This window comes from Nocardia acidivorans NBRC 108247, from assembly GCF_001625085.1.
GTDB lineage: Bacteria > Actinomycetota > Actinomycetes > Mycobacteriales > Mycobacteriaceae > Nocardia > Nocardia acidivorans.
Map to the genome: position 1 here is coordinate 1 of NZ_BDAW01000016.1, position 18,385 is coordinate 18,385.

The following is an 18,385-nucleotide window of genomic DNA, read 5'->3' on the forward strand; positions in this document are numbered from 1 at the left end:
GCCCGGCGCGCCCGGCGCGCCCGGGGGTGGTCCGTTCGGGTGCTGGCGATCATCGCGCTGATCGTTCTTGTCGTTCATCTTCTCGACCAGCTGCAGTGCCGAGGGCAGCAGGCTGGCACCCAGCATGGGAATCATCATGAGTGCCTGCATGATTCCGGATCCGCCGCTGTCACCGCCACCGCCGCTGGCACCGGGCTGCTGCTGTCCGCCGTTACCCCCACCGCCGGGATTCCCGCCAGCGCCACCGCCGGACATGCGCAGGTTGTCCTCGGCGACCTTGCTGACCCGCTTGTATACCTCCTCGATCGTCTTCGCGATCATGTCCATGAGGCTCACTTCGTCGGCGGGTTGTAATTTGGCCGCGGTCTTTCTGCTCAGCGCGGCAACCAGATCGGCGATCAGGTGTTTGATCGCGGTGAGAGTGAGGTCCTTGTCGGCCGACATCACATTGGCGACGTCGAGCACCTTGTCATCCATGGTTAGCAGCGATGCCTGGCGGGCCTCGACCGCGGCGAGCGTCTTCTGATACACCTCGGAGGCATTGCCCTCGCCGAGGCTCTTGTAGACGACGGTCGTCAGCAGATCGTCGACTCGGGGCGGCGGGAAGGTCGTTCCACGGCCGAGCAGATCGACCGCGGTCTGGAGAGCGGCCTCGGCCATGGCGATGAAGCTCTTGAGTGCCGGCGACGCGCCGGAGGGGACGGGAAGTCGAGGAATCGTCCAGTAGTGCTTGCCGATACTCGATGGCCGCGAATCCCCGCCGGTTTTGGCGGGGAGCGTACGAGCGCCTTGCGCCGCTGCGGCCGGGGCCGTTCCGGAGGGAGCGACGCCGGCGTGCGTCACTTCGGCGGGAAGCGTTCGGGCGTTGTCCGTTCCTCCCGGCAAGGCGAAGATGTCCGCCGGGTCGGCCGTGGTCCCCGCGTCGGTCGTGTCCGCCATGAACGTCGCATCCGTTGTCATCGCCGCCGGCACCCGCCTCCCTGTTGATCTGACTCATTGTCCGGTGTTCCCCGAGATGGGAAGGCGCGCGGCTGCCGGTCATGCATAGTCGAAGGACGGCTACGGCCGATCCGCGAACGCGTGCTGCCCGGAAACAGCTGGGCAGCATGGCAATCGGGAATATGACGAACGCTCGGTGAGGCACGAAGGCGGGTGACGCGAATGGCGACGGTTCTGGCCGATGACCTGAGCGGTGTGCTGAAGTCATTGCTCGGCTTGTATGGAGCGGGCGCGCCTGCTCCGGTACAGGTGTCGAGAATGGGTGTGCTCGAACGAGATATGAGTGAGGGTGTGGGAGTCGCGGTGGCCGCCTACACCGGCGCGCGCGGTATGCACGTATCGATCGCGGATGCGCACGAGGGCAAGGACGGTGTGGTGCGCAAGGCGGTCGCGGTGTCCGGGGGCAATACCGCCGACGGTCGCAATCACCTGACCCATCAGATCTCCGATCTGCAATCGCGCCTCCAAGCGATCGCCGGGATCGGCGATACCCGATTCAGCGGCCCGGCCCTGCTGGACGCGGTGCACACCACCATAACCAAGGCCACCCAGCAGGTCGACCGGGATACGCTCGCCGCGCACAAGCTCGCCGCCCAGATCATGCCGCCCGCCACACCCAAGGCCATAACCAATTGGTCGGATTCGCCCAGACGTCGACGGCCCCGATTACGCACCCGGCGGCGCACGCGAATTCCCGGGGACGGCACCGCGGGCAGCAATGCCGTTCTCGCGGCGCGCAATTGGCTCGGCACCCGGTATGTCTGGGGCGGCGGTGGCGCGGGTGGCCCCAGCGGTGGCGGCTTCGACTGCTCAGGTCTGACCCAGTACGCCATCGCGCAGGCTTCGCAGGGCCAGGTGATCCTGCCGCGCACCACCTATGAGCAGATCCACAGTGGTGTCCGCGTTCCGGTCTCGGAAGCCCGGCCCGGTGATCTGGTCTTCCCCGCCGGGTCCTTCAGCTCCCGCGGCCCCGAACACGTGCAGTTGGCCGCCGGGAACGGCATGGTCATCGAGGCGCCCTACTCGGGGTCGACGGTCAAGTGGTCGCGCATGTCGAGCCAGGCCATAGTCGTTCGCGTGCTCTGAACCGGGGGTAGCCGGACATGGCCATCGAAATACCACACGAGGTGGCGCTGTTCCTCAATTTCGCGGGCGTGCCGTACCCCGATATCAATGAGGATCAGGTCCGCGAATTGGCCACGCACGTGGGGAATTTCGCCGCGAAGGTGCGCGGCACCCACGAGGCCGCGACCGGCGCGATCAAGGAGATGAACGGGGTCTGGTCCGGCTACTCCTATGAGCAGCTGCTCACGGTCTGGGCCCGCATGAGCGTGACCCATATGGCCGAACTCGATCGCGCCTGCAAGGTCGTGGCGGCGGCGTTGAACGCCGCCGCCGAGGTGATCGTCGTGACCAAGGTGGCGGTGCTGTCCGAACTCGCCGCCATGGCCTCGACATACCTCGCCGCCATGGCGGGCACCTTCGCCACCGGCGGACTCTCCGCGGTGGCGGCGCAGTCGCTACCCGTGATGGCGAACAAGCTGCTGTCGGTCATGGAACAGGCGCTGATCGCCTACATTCTCGCCGAGGTGCTCGGCAAGGCGATCGAACCGCTCAGCCACATCATCGAGCGCATGGTGAGCGGCGCGTTGCGCCACGCGGTGGTGGACATGCTGGATCTGCCCTCGGCGCCGAGCAGTTCGGCGGCGCTGCCCATGCGGATCGAACCGGATGAGGTGCTGCGCTACGCGGATCTCCTGGACGCCTATGCGGACCAGATGCTCTCGCACGCACAGGATTTCGCGAACAAGGTGGGCGGACTGGATTTCACCACCGAGAGCGGCCGGAACCTCGGCGACCGCCCGAGCGGTCCCGCGCATAACCCGCCGCCGGACGAGCCCACCGCAGCGTCCGCCGGGCCGCCGCCCGCGACCGATCCGGCGGATCACCCGATTCCAGCCGAAGACATTCCAGCCCGGCGGAATTCACCGCCCCCCGCACTTCCGGCGGTGTTCACGGGCGGACCGGACAGGACGGCTGCGAGCTCGGTCTCACCCTCCGGTCCGACTTCGCCGCGCCGCGGTATGGATTCGGCAGCGCCTGCCACTTCGGCTGGATCGGCTGCGAATGCCGCCGTGCCCGCGGCGAATTCGACCGGACAGGGCGAGAATTCGGCGGCGTCTCGGGTGAGCGCGACACCGTGGCGCGAGAACTCCGGGATGCGGCGGGAAGCCCCGGCCGCCGAATCGGTTCGGGGCGGCAGCGCGCGCGTCGAACGCACGGCGGCCGCGCCGCGAACCTCCGAACGCACCGAGACTCCCACCGTGGCAGTGCCTTCCGAATCGGACCGGGTCTCCGAGCCTGCCGCCACCGGTCCACTCCACACCACCCGGGAGCGATCCGGGCTGGACGCCGGTCTCACCGCCGACGCGGCGGTGTCGAGCGGTAGCGACCGCGAATCCACCGCACGGCAGCCGGATCCGAGGGAATCGGGAGGTTCGGCGGGTGCCCATCCGAGCGCCAGCCCGTGGCGCGGCGGTCCCGCACGACGCAGGGGGTCCCGGCGAGCGGCCGATGCTCCACGCGAGCCGCGTACCCCCGCGGTCCGGGACCCGCGAACACCTGAGCGCGGCGTTGTTCCGGCACCGGAGCGCGGTGTCACCTCGACGCCCTGGTCGAAACGTGTCCGCGAGTCAGACACCGCGGCAAAGGTTTTCGCCCCGCAGACATCCTCGCTCATCCGGCGGGTTCGCGCGCCGCATCCGGTGCGGGAGGACGAGGCGGGGCGCGAGAATCCGGCGGGTTCCCCGGTCGACCCGGTGATCACCCCATCCGATCCGAAGCGTCGCTGATCCGAGGAAGGGGACGATCGCTGACCGGTCGGCGCTATGCGCGCCCCGTGCCGTCGTCTACTCCGGACCCTTGCCGGGAAACCCTGGCAATCCAGTTTCCGGAGCTCGGCGGGGTGGGGTCCGCGGGCACCGACGCGGATGATTTGGGTGCGGTCAGCCGCCGCGCCCGCCGCGCCAGCAGCGCCATCGCCACCACCAGCACCCATCCCGCCGTGTGCGGACCCAGGATCGAGACCAGTACACCTGAGCACAGCGCACCCGCCGCCGTCCCACCGTGCGAGATGAGCTTGCTGGCTCCGAAGATTCGGCCGATCAGCTCCTGCGGGTAGACCCGCACTCGATAGAGGGTCAGCGGAACATTGACCATCGTCCCAACGAAGCCGACTGCCATCCAGCACAGGCCCAGGACAATGGGATTCGAGGTGACGGCGATCGGCACCGCCAACAAGGTCCAGGCCCACAGCGAGGCCGTGAGCACGATCTGGGGGTTGAGCCGATTGCCGAGCCTGGCCGCGGGCACCGCACTCAGTAGGCCGCCCACGCCGGTGGCCCCGAGTACCACCCCGACGGTCCACGTGGGTTGATCGCTCTGCTTGATCGACAGCGTGATCACCAGGATGAGGACCTGGATGATCGCGTTGGACGCGCCGAGCGTGATCGCGGCGTTCCGCCCGAACGGATCCGACCCGAGGTGCCGCATGCCGACCCGGACCTGATCCCAATCCCAGATGCTCGCGCTTTTCGCCGGAACGGGCTCGGGTGGCGTCTGCGCCCGAGAGCGAATTCTGGACAGGGTCCACAGACAGTAGAGGTAGGAGGCGGCGTTGGCCAGAAACGGCAGCCCACGTGCGATGCCGAGCAGTGCCGCGCCGAGCGTGCGGCCCATCATATTGGCGATCGGCTGTTCGGCCTCCAGGAAGGCGAACGCCGCGGGGCGCTCCGCCTCGGTGATGACGTCCCGAACCAGCACCAGCTCAGCGGTATTGAAGAAAACGTAGGCCGTACCTTCGGTGAAGGCGGCCACCGCGAGGAAGAAGGCCAGACCCGGTGGACGCGCGAAGATCACCACGGCCGCCAGCAGGGTTGCCGCCAATCCCATCCGCTGGCACAGCACCAGGGTTTGCCTGCGATCCCACAGGTCCGCCGCGACGCCCGCTGGAATTTCGAACACCAGCCCCGGTGCGGCGATGGCGAAGGCCACCAGACTCGCCGCGATCGGCGAATCGGTGAGAATGAGCGCCAGTAGCGGATAGGCGATGCGCGCGCCCTGCAGGCCGACGTGCGACAGGGCGTTGCCGGACCACAGCAGCAGGAAGTCCCGGTTTCGCAGGACGGTCGCTCCAGGCATTCGGAATCGCTTCTCCGGGAATCGAATTGGATCGGACCGCTAGAGAATTCGGGCGGCGACCGCTGTGATCAGACGTGCCAGGCCGCGCCGGGCCCGCAGGACGGCGATGGAGGCCGAGACGACGGTGATGCTGAGCGCGATCAATGCCAGCGGCGTCAGTTCCGTGGGATTGAGCTTGGACTCCTTGCCCGGCCAGGGATAGTTGGTGGTGCCGCGCAGTGCGCTGACCGCCATTCCCACCTGGGTGCTCAGATCCCCGTTCATCGACAGCGCCAGGCCCACTTGCGGAATGGCGGCGTTGAGGGTGTACACGTCCATCGCCACCAGTACCGCTACGGCGGATGCCGCTACCGCGGTGAGGGTTTCGGTCGTCGCGCCGCGGTGCCGACTGGCCCGGATCGCCGCGACCACGGTGACGAGAATGGCGACGGTGGCGAGCACGGCCCAGACACTGCTGACGTCGGGCCCGGGCGGCGTGGAGTGGGACCACAGGTTGATATGTCTGGTCGTGCGCCGGAAACGCCCGAAGCCGTTCAGGGTCCCCGTGCCGTCCCAGCCGTACGCTCGCAGCCACGGCTTGAACATCATGTACAGCACTGCCGAATTCGCCAGCGCTACTGCGAGATACGGCCAGCCTTCGCTGAGTGGCCGGGTCCCGGTGCGCTGCGGATCGTGCTCGTGGTGAGCCCCGGCCGGCGACGGTGTCGATTGCACCATCGGTCCAACCTAAGGCGTGCCGACGTGCCGGTGTCACCACCGCTGGGGAGAACAGGAGCCCTGTTGCCCGGCGGGCGTGGAGCTTTCGTCCACTATTCGGCAGTAGCTCAGCAGGAACGGGCGCAACAGGGCGCGCATGAAGGCGGGGCCGTCGGCGGCGGTCACCGGCGGTGCGGTCGCCGGTGTTTCGATGCCTTCGCGGTACCAGTGCAGCGCCAGCGGACAGGAGCTGCCGTTGCACAGCCTGAGTTCGACCGAACCCTCTGCGTTGAGCCGGAATTCAGCGACGCGATACCACTGGTTCAACCCCAGTTCGTAGATCGAGACCAGGGTGGGAACGCGTGCGGCGGGATGTGCCGTGATCATTTGATTTCCTCACTCCCCCTCCGCCATTGGATCCCCGAGCAGCTGCTGACGGCCAATGCGCCGCTTCCCCGGCGTGGGAAGTTGCCGACTGCGCCGTGTCCCGCATCCTCGGATCGTGGATGGGCACCGCCATACGGCCGAAGTGGCGCGAATTGGCCCGCAGCTGACGCTTTCTGGTACCTGGAGACCGGTCGTTTCGGCCGTAGAGTCGATGCACACTTCGCCGACGGGTTCGGAAATGAGCCCGGGATCACACGGCGCCTCGATCTGGAATCACTCGGCTCGGAGATTCGATGACGTTAATCAGCACGACCCGGATTCGGCAGACCGCCCTGCCGGTCGATCGACACCGTCGTTCGACGCCCACGGGAGAGGTCGGGTGCCATGCTGATTCACAGTAGCCGTTGCCGCACATACGAATACGCGGTCACCGGACCGTCGGCCTGCGCCGTCGGGGTGGCCGAGGATGAGGTCGGCAAACCGCATCGATTCACCGAATGCCTGGTCGTATCGATCGCGCTCGAACATGGCGATCTGGTGCTCGGCGCCGCGGCAGCCAAGATCATCCGCAAGCTCGTCGCCCGCACCGAGGCGGCGTCGGTGATCATCGACGGCTACCTTCGCCCGCCCACACCGGGGGAGCGCACCGCGGGGGCCACCGATTTGCTCTCCGATCTCGCCGATTCGCTCGATCTGCTCGCCGAGGTCACCGAACGGCTGACGCACGGCGGCGAGAACGTCCACACGCTGCCCTTCGGCTGGCGCACGCGGGCGCGGGCCCGGGTGTCCGAGGGCTCGCATACCCGGCACGATATTCGGCTGAACGCGGGCGATCCCGGTACCGGCGGCGGGGTGGTCGCGGTGCTGGATGTTCCGGCGGCACAGCGCTTTCACGCGATGAGCGCTCCGGATTTCAGCCCGACCTGCGCCTGAGGGATTCCGGAGCGGCCGGTGGTGTCCCACGCCACCGGCCGTCCGTGGATCTGGTTGTCGTGGGGAGGGGATCGACAAACCATGTCCGGGGGCGGCTGGCATACCGGATCGCGGAATCCAGCCGCAGAATCGAGACCACCCGATGAGGGGCAAGGTGGCACCGATCCTTTGTGCCGTCAATCAACGGCACAACGAATATTGGCATATTTGAACGAAGGCTGGATAGCGCCCGATTCCCCGTGCTGGGAAGCCGATGCTTGGGCCCGGGGCAAACGCCGCACGGCTATTCCCAGCGATGGGAAATGCGAGAGCGGGTCTCGCCTCTACCCTTCGTGCAGACGAGATCGGTGGAAGGGAAGTCCGAGTTGTCAGCGGCCGAGGACGCGTTCTATACAGGGGTTCAAAGTCTCGGATTGGTTTCCGGGGGAGTGCGCAACGACCAGCACGCGCTGGCGGCATTCCACGCGGCGACCGATCTCGATCCGGATATGTGCGATGCCTGGCTCGGGCTCGCCATGGCCGGGGAAATCTCCGGTGAAGTCATCTACGGGGCGTACCGCTCCGTCCACAATCTGTACCGGGATCAGCAGCGGGCGGGCCTGCCCGATCGATCGCTCTGGTGTCAGGTCGAGATCGGTATGTACGGGCTGCGAGTGGCCATGTCCGATCGCGATCAGATCGCGCTCGCGCAGGCGTGCAAATACGCCGAGGGCGGTGAATGGGATGAGGCCGCGGCCATTCTCGACCAGCTGCCCGCCGACGATGTCGCCGACTTCGTCCGGCTCTCACTGTATTTCCGCACCCACCGCTGGCCCGATGTGCTGGAATTCCGGGCGAGCAAACCGGCTCTCGAAGACAATCTGCTCGATATCGCCGCCGAATTGATGGCGACACACGCGCTGGCGCATCTGGGCCGCTTCGGTGAAGCCCTGCCCCGCGCCCAGCGCATTGTCGAGGACAGCTCCTCGGGCAGTCTCTCCTACATCTGGGCCGACGCGCACTTCCTGCTCGGAATGGTGTTGCGGCACAACGGCGATCACGAGGCCGCCGATCGAATCCTCAAGGGACTGCAGGGTTCCGCGCTGTGGCAGCAGCATGAGGATTGGCAGCGTGCGGTCGCGGACAAGACCTATCGCTTCGAAATCACGACCGCGGACGTCATATCCACCCGCACCGACCGCTGGGATCCGCGCTCGGGCGATGACCCGGCCGAGGTGGCGGCCTCCGCGGCGCGTGACGAACGTGAATCCCTGCTCACCGAGGCTTCTGATCTGTTGCAGGCGCAGATCGGCATGGACTCGGTCAAGGAGCAGGTGGACCGGCTCAAATCCGGGGTGCTGATGGATCAGGTGCGCGCCAAACGCGGTCTGGCCGTTGACTCCCGGTCCCATCACCTGATCTTCTCCGGGCCGCCCGGCACCGGTAAGACAACCATCGCGCGCGTTATCGCCAAGATCTTCGCCGGGCTCGGCGTGGTGGAGAACGCGGACGTGGTCGAGGTGTCCCGCAACGATATGGTCGGCACCCACCTCGGGCACACCGCGCCCAAGACCAACGCGCTGATCGATTCGGCCCTGGGCGGAGTGCTGTTCATCGACGAGGCGTACACCCTGATCCAGGAAGGGCTTTCCGGCGGAGACGCTTTCGGCAAGGAAGCGGTCGATACGCTACTGGCCCGAATGGAGAACGACCGCGACAAACTTGTCGTGATCATCGCGGGCTACGAGGACCAGATCGATCGGTTCCTGGCCTCCAACGATGGCTTGGCCTCCCGTTTCACCAAACGCATCCGGTTCGCCAGCTACGACGCGAACGAACTCGTCCGCATTGCCGAACATATCGCCCAGAACAAGGATTCGATCCTGTCCGGGAATGCCCGCGCTGCCCTGCACGCCCGCTGTGAGCAACTCTCCGGGCAGGCTCGCAACGGCCGTCGCCTGATCGACCTCGCGGGCAACGGCCGCTTCGTGCGCAATGTGGTGGAAGCCGCCGAGTCCGAACGCGATTACCGCTTCACCCGCGAGAACGCCAATGTGGCCGCGATGACCGACGAAGAACTCATGACCATCTCCGAGGCGGATATCACCGCCGCCCTGGAAGGACTGGCGCCGGCCGCCCACTGATCGGCGCGACGGAAGGAAATACACGACGGTGGCCCGCTTCCGGGTGGTGACCAAACACCAGATCTCCGGCTGGCGCTTCCTGTTCCGGCGCATCGAACACGCGCTGGTCCGGCGGGACGCCTCGATGATCGACGATCCGCAGCGCGGGCGCTCCACCGCTCTGTCGATCGGTATCGCGATGGCCTGTGTGGTCATCGCGGGATCGGCGGTGCTGTCCTTCTTCAAGCCCGCGAAGCCGATCGGCGATTCGAAGATCGTCGCCGAAAAGGGCACGGGCGCACTGTATGTGCGGGTGGGTGGGCGACTGCATCCGGCGCTGAACCTCACCTCGGCGCGGCTGGTGATCGGTGCGGCCGAGAACCCGGTTCAGGTGTCCAAGGAGGAGCTGGCGAAGTTCCCGCGCGGCCCGATCGTGGGCATCGCGGGTGCGCCGGGGGCGATCTCCGATGGCAATGACCGCGATTCCTCGTGGGCGGTATGCGACAGCACCGCCACCGGTGCGGCCGGCCCGACGGATCCCACCACCGGTCTACCCACCACCAGCCGCTCCCCGGTGCGCACCGTCGCGATCGGCAGTCGGCTCACCATCGACGGTGATGCCATCCGCCCGCTCGGTGACACCCAGGCCCGGCTGCTGCGCGAGGGCTCGACCACCTGGCTGGTGTATCGCGATCGTGAGCGCGGAATCGTCAGGGCTACAATCAATCTCGCTGATTCACCGGTCACCCTGGCCCTGGGTATCGACGCCACCGCGCCGGTGCTCCCGGCCTCGCGCGGATTGCTCGAAGCCATCCCGGAGGCACCGCCGCTGCGGGTACCCGCGGTGCCGGGGGCGGGGCAGGTTATCAGCCTGCCCTCGGGTCTGTCGGTCGCCGTCGGCTCGGTGCTCTCGGTCTCCACCGTGGATCACGGAGCCGCCTACTATCTGGTTTCGCAATCGGGCGTGGTGCAGATCAGCGCGGTGCTGGCGGCCATGGTCCGCAATGCCGATTCGCACGGCGCGGTCTCGGCCATCGCCGTCGGCCCGGATGTGGTGGCCACCAACCTGCGCCCCGGTGGCTGGCCCGGCACCACCAGCTATCCCGCCACCGCGGTGCACATCGCCGATCCCGAACGCGACGGCATCACCTGCTACCACTGGAAGCACGCGCCCGACGATCCGAACGCGAGCACCGAACTGCTGATCGGGCGGCAACTGCCACTGGCGGCCGAGGAGCTCGCGCGCACGGTGCCGCTGGTGACCGCGAGCGGTTCGCGCGGGACCACCGCCGACGCCGCCTATCTGCCCCGCGATTCCGGCAGTTTCGTGCGCGTCACCGGAGCGGACCCGGCCTCACCGCTGCGCGAGGCGCTGTACTGGATTTCCGACAGCGGCGTGCGCTACGGCATCGACGCCCACCTCGGCGGCAGTTCGCCGGATCCCACGCTGACCGCACTCGCGCTGCGCAATCCCGTTCCCGCCCCGTGGAGCATCGTCTCGCTCTTCGCCGTCGGCCCGACCCTGTCCCAGCGCGATGCCCGCATCCAACACGACGGCATCGCCGCCGATCGCGCCGCCGCGCCCCTGCCCGGAGGACAACCGTGACCACCACGCGCCGTTTCGTCCGCCCCGCCCGCATGGTGCGCGGGCCCAAGGCGCCGGCGGTGGCCGAACTGCGCCTGCAACCGCCCACCGAATTGCCCAAACCCGTTCCGCCGTCCCGGCTTCGGATGATCATGCCCGTGGTGATGATGGCTGGCATGGGCGGAATGATGGTCATGATGTTCCGCGGCGGCGGGGCCATGAATCCGATGTCGCTGATGTTCCCCATCATGATGGTGGTGTCCATGTTCGGCACCATGGGTGGCGCCATGGGCGGCAATGGGGGAGGCGGCGCGGCGTCCCTCAACGAGGAACGCAAGGATTATCTGCGCAGTATCTCCGAACATCGGAAATCGGTGCGCGCCACCGAGACCGAGCTGCATACCTACCTGACCCACACCCATCCCGGGCCCGACAGCGTGGCCCGGCTGATCGGTGGCCAGCGTATGTGGGAGGTCCAGGTCGCCAGTCCGCAGTTCCTGCGCATCCGGGTCGGGCGCGGTCGCATCGCGAATCAGGTGCGGGTCATCGTGCCCGAGGCCGCACCGCTCGCGGATCTGGATCCCGTTGGCGTGGTCGAGGTTACGCGTTTCGCCAAGGCGTATTCGACCGTCGGGGGTATGCCGGTCGCGATCAATCTGCTGTCCGCACCCGAGATCGGCCTGGACGGCGACGCTGCCGCCGTGGCGGGCCTGATCCGTGCGATGCTCGCGGAAACCGTTGTGCTGCATGGGCCCGACCAGGTCGGCATCGCCGCGGTGCTGCCCGAACCCGACGCACCCGAATGGGCATGGCTGAAATGGCTGCCGCACACCCAACATCCCAGCGATAGGGACGCCATCGGGTCGAGCCGGATGGTGTACCGCTCGGTCGCCGAACTCCGGGGCAAGGTGCTGGCCGGGCTCAACCGCGGACCGTTCTCGGCCAATAGTCAACCGTCACTGGAGCGCAAGCACTTCCTGCTCATCGTCGGCGTCGGCGGGGCGGCCAATGAACGCGATATCTCCGGTATCGACGGCTGCACCTGGCTGCGGCTCGGCGTCGCGGAACAACCACTGCCGCGTGCGCTGCGGTTCAGCGTGGACGAGGACCGCTCACTGTTCGAGGTGTCCGCACGCGGTAGACGCCGCGTCGGCCGGGCCGATGCCATGTCCGTCAGCGCGTGTACCGCCTTGGCTCGCAGCCTCGCCCCCTACCGGCTCTCCACGGTGGTCGAAGCCGTTGTCGCCGAACAGGCGGGCGGCACCAGCTGGGAGGAAATGGTCGGCATCACCGATCCGGGTGATATCCAAATCGATCGGTCCTGGCGCGCGATACGCGATATCGATCGATCGCGGCTGAACGTCCCCTTCGGCTACGACCCGGCGGGCAGTCTGGTCCACCTCGACATCAAGGAATCCGCCGAGGAGGGTATGGGCCCGCACGGCATGTGCATCGGCGCGACCGGTTCGGGAAAGTCCGAATTCCTGCGCACCCTGGTCCTTTCGGCGGTCACCACGCACTCCCCGGATCTGCTGAATCTGCTGCTGGTCGACTTCAAGGGCGGTGCGACCTTCCTCGGGTTCGAGCGCCTGTCCCATGTGACCGCCGTAGTCACCAATATGGAGGAGGAGGCCGATCTCGTCACCCGTATGGAGGACGTGATCAATGGCGAAATGGCCCGGCGGCAACGCATTTTGCGCGATGCGGGCAACTTCGCCAGCGTCGCGGATTACGAGCGCGCCCGAGAACAGGGCGCACAGCTCGAACCCATGCCTACGCTGTTGATCATCCTCGACGAATTCGCCGAACTGCTGGAACAGCATCCGAGCTTCTCCAAACTGTTCGTCGCCATCGGCCGCCTGGGCCGGTCACTGCGCATCCACCTGCTGCTGGCCTCGCAGAAGGTGCCCTCCAGTCGAATGGGCGAGCTCGAGGCGCACCTGTCCTACCGAATCGCGTTGCGCACCAACCAAACCAGCGATTCGCGCGATGCCATCGGCACCGCCGACGCCTATCACCTGCCCAAGAAGCCGGGCGCGGGCTACCTGCGCGTCGGTGCGGGCGATCTGCAGCGCTTCCAGGCCGCCTATGTCGGGTCGCCCTATACCGCCCCCATGCAGACCGCCACGCCCGGCACTCAGCGCGCCCGGCGCGCCAGCGGCGGCTACCGCATGCCGGAGCGTTTCACCGCGGCCGCCATCGCCGAAATCCAAAGTCCCGTCCCCGAACCCGTGCCCGCGCCGGAACCCGAGGTCATCGATGCCGAACCGGTGACGGTGATGGAGACCGTACTGCAGCAACTCGCCGGGCACGGACGGCCCGCCCACCGAATGTGGTTGCCGCCGTTGAATATCGCGCCCACTCTCGATCGGCTCATTCAGAACGTGACGCCGGGAAGCCTGCAACTGCCCTGGGCCATCGTCGACCAACCCCGCCTGCAACGCCAGGACGTGTGGACGGTGGACCTGTCCGCGGCCGGGGGGCATGTCGCGATCGTCGGCGGGCCGCAGTCGGGCAAATCCACGGCCGTACAGACCCTGGTCCTGTCGGGCGCACTGACCCATACCCCCGAGCAGGTGCAGTTCTACTGCCTGGATTTCTCCGGCGGTCTCACCGGCCTGCGCGCCCTGCCGCACGTGGGCTCGATCGCCTCCATCCGCGACGTCGACCGCGTTCGGCGCACCTTCGCGTTGCTGACCAACCTGATCGCGCACCGGCAGAACCTATTCGCCGAATTGGGTATCGACTCCATGCGTGAATTCCGTCGCCGCCGCGCGTCCGCGCCCGAATCGGCAGTGCTCGATGCCCATGGCGATCAATACGGGGACGTCTTTCTCGTCATCGACGGCTGGGATGTCGGATTCTCCAGCAACGGACCGTATTACGACGAATACCTACCGGTGGTGGAATCGCTTGCGCTGCAGGGTCTGAACTACGGCGTGCACCTGGTGCTGACCAGCTCGCGCTGGGCCGCCATCCGGTCCTCGATCAGGGATATGCTCCAGACCCGGCTGGAAATGCGCCTCGGCGACCTCACCGATACCGTGTTCACCACCCAGCGGCAGGTTGTCGCCTCGATACCCGCCAACCGGCCGGGACGCTGCATCTCCACCGACGCCCTGCATATGCTGATCGCGCTGCCGCGCGTCGACGGTGCCGCGGAGCCGGATTCCATTGGTGCGGGGCTTACCGCCGCGGCCGAAACCCTCACCCGTCAATACCCCGGCAGGCGCGCACCGGAGGTGAAGCTGTTGCCCGCCCATATCACCCTCGCCGAGGTCACCGCGGGAATGCCCGTGCCGACCACCCTCGCGCAGCGGCTGGTGGTGCCGTTCGGTCTCCGCGAATCCGATCTCACCCCGGCCGTCATCGACTTCGGTGTCTCCACCCACATGATGGTGCTCGGGTCCACGGGTTGCGGTAAGTCGACCGTGGTTGGGGCACTGCTGGATTCGATCCATCGGCGATTCACCCCGGAGCAGGCGCGAATCCTGCTCATCGACTATCGCAGGCAGCATATGGACGCGGTGCCCGAGGAACATCTGATCGGGTACCTCACCAGTGAACGCGATCTCATCGAGGGACTCGGCGGTTTCGCGGAGCGCATGCGCGAACGCCGTGCGCCCGACGGCGTGACCTCACAGCAGCTCAAGGAGCGCTCCTGGTGGAGCGGCCCGGAGATCTTCGTGGTCGTCGACGACTACCACATGGTTGTCCAACGTGGACAGGGCAATCCGCTCGATCCGCTGAAGGACCTCATTGTCGACGGCCGTGACACCGGCCTGCATCTCATAGCGGCGCGCAATATCGCACAGGCCGATTCGGCCATGTACGACAACATTCTCGGGCAGATGAAGAACCTCAATTCCTCGGGACTCATCATGGACGGCTCGCGGCTGGACGGCATGCTGGTCGGCGATGTCAAGGCGACGAAACAGCCTACGGGCCGGGGCATTTTCGTCGAACCGCTGCACGCCCGCCGCGACCTCGTACAGGCCGCGCTGCCCGCGGTGCGGGAGTAGCCGGGCGCGTCCTATTCGCCGCTCGAAGAGTGAAAAACAACTCGCATTCCCAAGGGTGGGAATGCAATAGCGTTCTTTACGTACCTCTCCATTCGAGCAATCGAATAGTCGCAAGGAGACGATCCATGTTCGTCCAAGTCGCACACGAGGAGCTCCCCGGTATCGGTGGGCAGCTTCAGACCATTCACGGCGCCTTGTCCTCGGTCGTCGGGACGCAGCTACACCGCGCGGTGCCGATACCCGCGGGCACCGACTCGGTGAGCGTCACGGCGGCGATGCGCTTGGTGGCCCAAACCGCGCAGCATATGGCGGTCACCGTACCCGGGCTCGCGCACCTGCTGTCCGGCGCCGAGATGATCTATCCGGTCAGCGCCGCCTACGGCGGTACCGACGGCACGGGCGGGGCCACCATCGGCGGGGTGGGCGCGCAGCTGAGCGTGTAGTCCGCACCGGGTTCGGAGGGATGTCATGTTTCCCGACTTTGTGGCGTTGCCGCCGGAAGTGAATTCCGCGCGTCTGTTCGCGGGCCCGGGCCCGAGCGAAATGGAGTCGACCGCCAGCGCGTACGCGGCCATTGCAGACGGCCTGCTCACCGCTGCCGCCGGCGCCGACGGAAGCATGAACCAGATGGAGATCATCTGGCAGGGCGGCTCGGCCGACCAGGCGCAGCGGGCATTTCGCAACCATGCCAACTGGTTACGCACCGAGGGCGCCGCCGCGGCGACCACCGCGGCGGTCGCCGCCGGAATCGGCGTGGCCAATGGCGCCGCGCTGGGGGCCATGCCGACCGTCGCCGAAATCGAGGCGATTCAGGCCGCCATCGCGACGGCGAGTGCCGCCAGCCCCGGCAGTTTGGGAATGGGCGCCGCGACGGTGGCCATCCTCGAAGGCATGTACATGGCCGAATGGTTCCGGGCGGCGACCGTGATGAGCACCTACGCGGCCGCGACCACGGCCCTGCTCGGTGAGTTGCCGCCGCCGAGTGAAGCGCCGCCGATCGTGAGCGGACCGCCCGGCGTGGCTCCGCCGGGTATGCCGGGCATGGATCCCGGTGTGCCGGTGGGAGATTCGGGCGGCAATACCGGTCTCACCGATCCGGGCGGTGGCGGGAAGGGCTCGGGACCCTCCGGCGGTCTGCCCGGTGACGGCGCGGCCAAACCACCGGGCGGCGACCCGGGTAATCCGGGCGAACCGGGTCAGCCCGGCAATCCCGGTCAACCCGGCGACCCCGGTAATCCGGGTCAGCCGGGGCAGCCGGGCGGCGGAGATCCTCAGACCCCGGTTACCCAAGCCCAGCAACCCATTTCGGAGCTGCCGAGCATGGCGACCGACGGCTACGGCGGTGGCGACGGACTCTCCTCCGGGGACGGCGGCCTGCTCGGCGCCGCACCCAACTCCACCACGTTGGCCGGACTCAACGGCGGCCTGGGCAGCATGGTGGCGCTCGGTATGACCCCGGGCGGATTCGGGGCGATACCGGGCAGTACGACCGGGTTCCGAATGCCGACGAACTGGTCGACCATGTCGACCCGAGCGTTCGGTATGAATACGGGAACCCCTGCGGCGCAACCGGTTGCGCAACGGACCGCGCCTCGGGGTGTCACCGCGCCCAAGGCCCGGCGGCGTCGCGAGCGCGATGAGCGCAAGCCCGGGAAGGTCTTCGCGCCCGGTGAGTCGCAGGACGTGCCGGTGCTGGAGGAACCACCCGCGATAGGCGTCATCGAGTACCTCGACGGGGACGGACAGCGGGAATCGGTTTCCGAACAACTCCTGGGGCGGGAGGACCCCACCCTCGACGACCATACGGATCCGATTCTGGATTCGATCCTCGAAATACGTCCTCGATAGATTGTCGCGGCCGAAGTTGAATACCCATATCGAAAGGAAATTCAAATGGCGAATAAGTACAGCGGCGACCCGGTAAAGGTGCAGGAGTCCGCGAACAACACCTTCAAGGCCCACGAGGAACTGGAGAACGACCTCGGCGCCCTGTTCAACGTCTCGGACGAATTGGCCAAGGCATTGGCCAGTAAGGGCGCCGGTGACGCGACCCAGATCGCCATGTCCGATGCGCTGCACAAGGGGAAGAGCCTCGACGGCCTCCTGGTTCAGATCGTCGAGCAGATGAAGAAGGCCGGTGTGACGGTCGACGAAACCGACAACTGGGCCAAGAGCAAGATCAGTGCCGTGGCCGGCAACAGCAAGATCTCGGCCTTCTGATTCCCCCTACGCAGGCAAATTTTTCTCAGAAAGGCTGAATCGGAAATGCTTTACAATTTCGAAGAAATCGATACCCACACCAGCCAGCTGGGCGGAATCATCGACAAGATGGAACAGCACACCGCGCATATCTCCGCGGTGCGGCAGGACCTGCTGAACAGCGGATTCTTCGGTTCGGCGGCGACAGGCTACGACGATGTGATGACCCAGCTGAACACCAGGCTGACCCAGTATCAGACCAGCCTGACGCAGCTCAAGGGCGCCATCGGCACGTCCAGCGATCTCATGCGGATCACCGATACGAACAACGGAAAAGGCTTCGCGGGAATCCTGTGACGGTTCGTCGACCCCGAGTGAAGAATTGATCAACGATCCTGTCGCGGTCGACCTGAATGTCGATGCCGCCCTGCTGTTGCAGTCCATGGTCGGCATCGACTCGTATCCGATGGTGCTGGCCATCATGCCGAATATCGAGAATATCGATGACCGGGACCGGGTCAACGCCTTCGTCGCCGCCCAACTCACCGAGGCGGGCATTCTCGGCGACGGAGGCGTACACCCGGTCATCGCGCACTGGTTGGGCTGCCTGGCCCGGCCGGATGTGGAACTGGTCGCCCGCATCATCGACCACGGCGTCCCCGGCGAACCACCGGGGATGCTACGAATGTCCTTGGCGCGCAGTGGCGAAACCCATGTGCTCGCCGTGCGCTACGACGACCATGTCGTCCTCCAATCGGTCTTCACCGAGGGTGAGCGGATCGACGCGGTGGCGGCGGCATTGCTCGCCGCGCTCGGGCCGGCGTCCGCGCTGGATTTCGCGCCATTGACCGCCACCCACGAGGAGTTCGATACGGTGCCCGCCGATGCGGAGTCCCGCCGCCCGGCGCTGGTACAGCTGGGCGCGCAAGGCCGCACCGCCGCCGTGCTCACCCGGGCGCTCGACGAGGTGGTCCGGCGCGCGGAAGTACTGATGATCGAGCACCACGATGGCGTCATCCCCACGCCCGAACTGTGTATGACCGTGCTGGACACCCACTCCGGCCGGATCGCGGTCGTACCGCATCGGGATCTGAACGGACAGGTGTACACCACCTACCGGCCCGGGGACGATGCGAGCGTGCGTGCCGGTGTCCGGGCGCTGGTCGACCTGCTACCCGGCGGAAGTTGGTTCCGAACCAGTCGAACGTGATTGTCTCTCTGGGATTTTCGAGAGGATGAGGGGAAATGAACAGAGCACCGAG

Annotated in this window: 15 protein-coding genes; 11 read left to right on the plus strand and 4 right to left on the minus strand. The window is 66.9% G+C overall.

What is annotated here, in order from left to right; all coding sequences use genetic code 11:
- Positions 1 to 972, minus strand: a 972-nt coding sequence (locus tag NA10_RS10210; protein WP_176580421.1) for a hypothetical protein, incomplete at its 3' end; no start/stop codon positions are given.
- Positions 973 to 1,161: 189 nt separating this feature from the next.
- Here NA10_RS10210 and NA10_RS10215 point away from each other — a divergent pair.
- Both NA10_RS10215 and NA10_RS10220 read left to right on the plus strand, forming a co-directional pair.
- Positions 1,162 to 2,085: a C40 family peptidase gene (locus tag NA10_RS10215; RefSeq protein ID WP_067566594.1), complete on the plus strand. Its 924-nt coding sequence runs from the start codon at positions 1,162 to 1,164 to the stop codon at positions 2,083 to 2,085.
- Between the two features lie 17 nt (positions 2,086 to 2,102).
- Positions 2,103 to 3,851 carry a WXG100-like domain-containing protein gene (locus NA10_RS10220; RefSeq protein WP_067566595.1) on the plus strand — a complete coding sequence of 583 codons (1,749 nt, stop codon included), beginning with the start codon at positions 2,103 to 2,105 and terminating at the stop codon, positions 3,849 to 3,851.
- Positions 3,852 to 3,885: 34 nt separating this feature from the next.
- Here the strand turns inward: NA10_RS10220 and NA10_RS10225 are convergent, their stop codons facing one another.
- From NA10_RS10225 to NA10_RS10235, 3 genes are read right to left on the minus strand one after another with little or no spacing between them, the layout of a single operon-like run.
- Complete coding sequence (locus NA10_RS10225) at positions 3,886 to 5,199, minus strand: MFS transporter (RefSeq protein WP_067566597.1); 1,314 nt, start codon at positions 5,197 to 5,199, stop codon at positions 3,886 to 3,888.
- Between the two features lie 39 nt (positions 5,200 to 5,238).
- Positions 5,239 to 5,916: a hypothetical protein gene (locus tag NA10_RS10230; RefSeq protein WP_067566599.1), complete on the minus strand. Its 678-nt coding sequence runs from the start codon at positions 5,914 to 5,916 to the stop codon at positions 5,239 to 5,241.
- Positions 5,917 to 5,949: 33 nt separating this feature from the next.
- Positions 5,950 to 6,282 carry a hypothetical protein gene (locus tag NA10_RS10235; protein ID WP_067566601.1) on the minus strand — a complete coding sequence of 111 codons (333 nt, stop codon included), beginning with the start codon at positions 6,280 to 6,282 and terminating at the stop codon, positions 5,950 to 5,952.
- Positions 6,283 to 6,666: 384 nt separating this feature from the next.
- Here NA10_RS10235 and NA10_RS10240 point away from each other — a divergent pair, with 384 nt between their 5' ends.
- From NA10_RS10240 to NA10_RS10280, 9 genes are all read left to right on the plus strand, one after another.
- On the plus strand, positions 6,667 to 7,215 hold the full coding sequence (locus NA10_RS10240; RefSeq protein ID WP_067566603.1) for a hypothetical protein: 549 nt from the start codon (positions 6,667 to 6,669) through the stop codon (positions 7,213 to 7,215).
- A 413-nt stretch (positions 7,216 to 7,628) separates the two neighbouring features.
- Entirely contained in the window at positions 7,629 to 9,338 is a 1,710-nt protein-coding gene (gene eccA, locus NA10_RS10245; protein ID WP_245677127.1) for a type VII secretion AAA-ATPase EccA, read from the plus strand.
- 28 nt (positions 9,339 to 9,366) lie between these two features.
- Positions 9,367 to 10,923 carry a type VII secretion protein EccB gene (eccB, locus tag NA10_RS10250; RefSeq protein ID WP_067566606.1) on the plus strand — a complete coding sequence of 519 codons (1,557 nt, stop codon included), beginning with the start codon at positions 9,367 to 9,369 and terminating at the stop codon, positions 10,921 to 10,923.
- Positions 10,920 to 14,924: a type VII secretion protein EccCa gene (gene eccCa / locus NA10_RS10255; protein ID WP_084514486.1), complete on the plus strand. Its 4,005-nt coding sequence runs from the start codon at positions 10,920 to 10,922 to the stop codon at positions 14,922 to 14,924. The genes eccB and eccCa overlap by 4 nt, the downstream gene beginning before the upstream one ends.
- 125 nt (positions 14,925 to 15,049) lie before the next feature.
- Positions 15,050 to 15,367: a PE domain-containing protein gene (locus NA10_RS10260; protein WP_067566608.1), complete on the plus strand. Its 318-nt coding sequence runs from the start codon at positions 15,050 to 15,052 to the stop codon at positions 15,365 to 15,367.
- Between the two features lie 25 nt (positions 15,368 to 15,392).
- Positions 15,393 to 16,772: a PPE domain-containing protein gene (locus NA10_RS10265; RefSeq protein WP_067566613.1), complete on the plus strand. Its 1,380-nt coding sequence runs from the start codon at positions 15,393 to 15,395 to the stop codon at positions 16,770 to 16,772.
- Positions 16,773 to 16,817: 45 nt separating this feature from the next.
- A complete protein-coding gene (locus tag NA10_RS10270) occupies positions 16,818 to 17,144 on the plus strand; it encodes a hypothetical protein (protein ID WP_067566615.1) in 327 nt (108 codons plus the stop codon).
- A 45-nt stretch (positions 17,145 to 17,189) separates the two neighbouring features.
- Positions 17,190 to 17,480, plus strand: coding sequence for a WXG100 family type VII secretion target (locus NA10_RS10275; RefSeq protein WP_067566617.1), 291 nt, complete (start codon positions 17,190 to 17,192; stop codon positions 17,478 to 17,480).
- A 25-nt stretch (positions 17,481 to 17,505) separates the two neighbouring features.
- Entirely contained in the window at positions 17,506 to 18,333 is an 828-nt protein-coding gene (locus NA10_RS10280) for an ESX secretion-associated protein EspG (protein WP_157556345.1), read from the plus strand.
- Positions 18,334 to 18,385 lie beyond the last annotated feature (52 nt).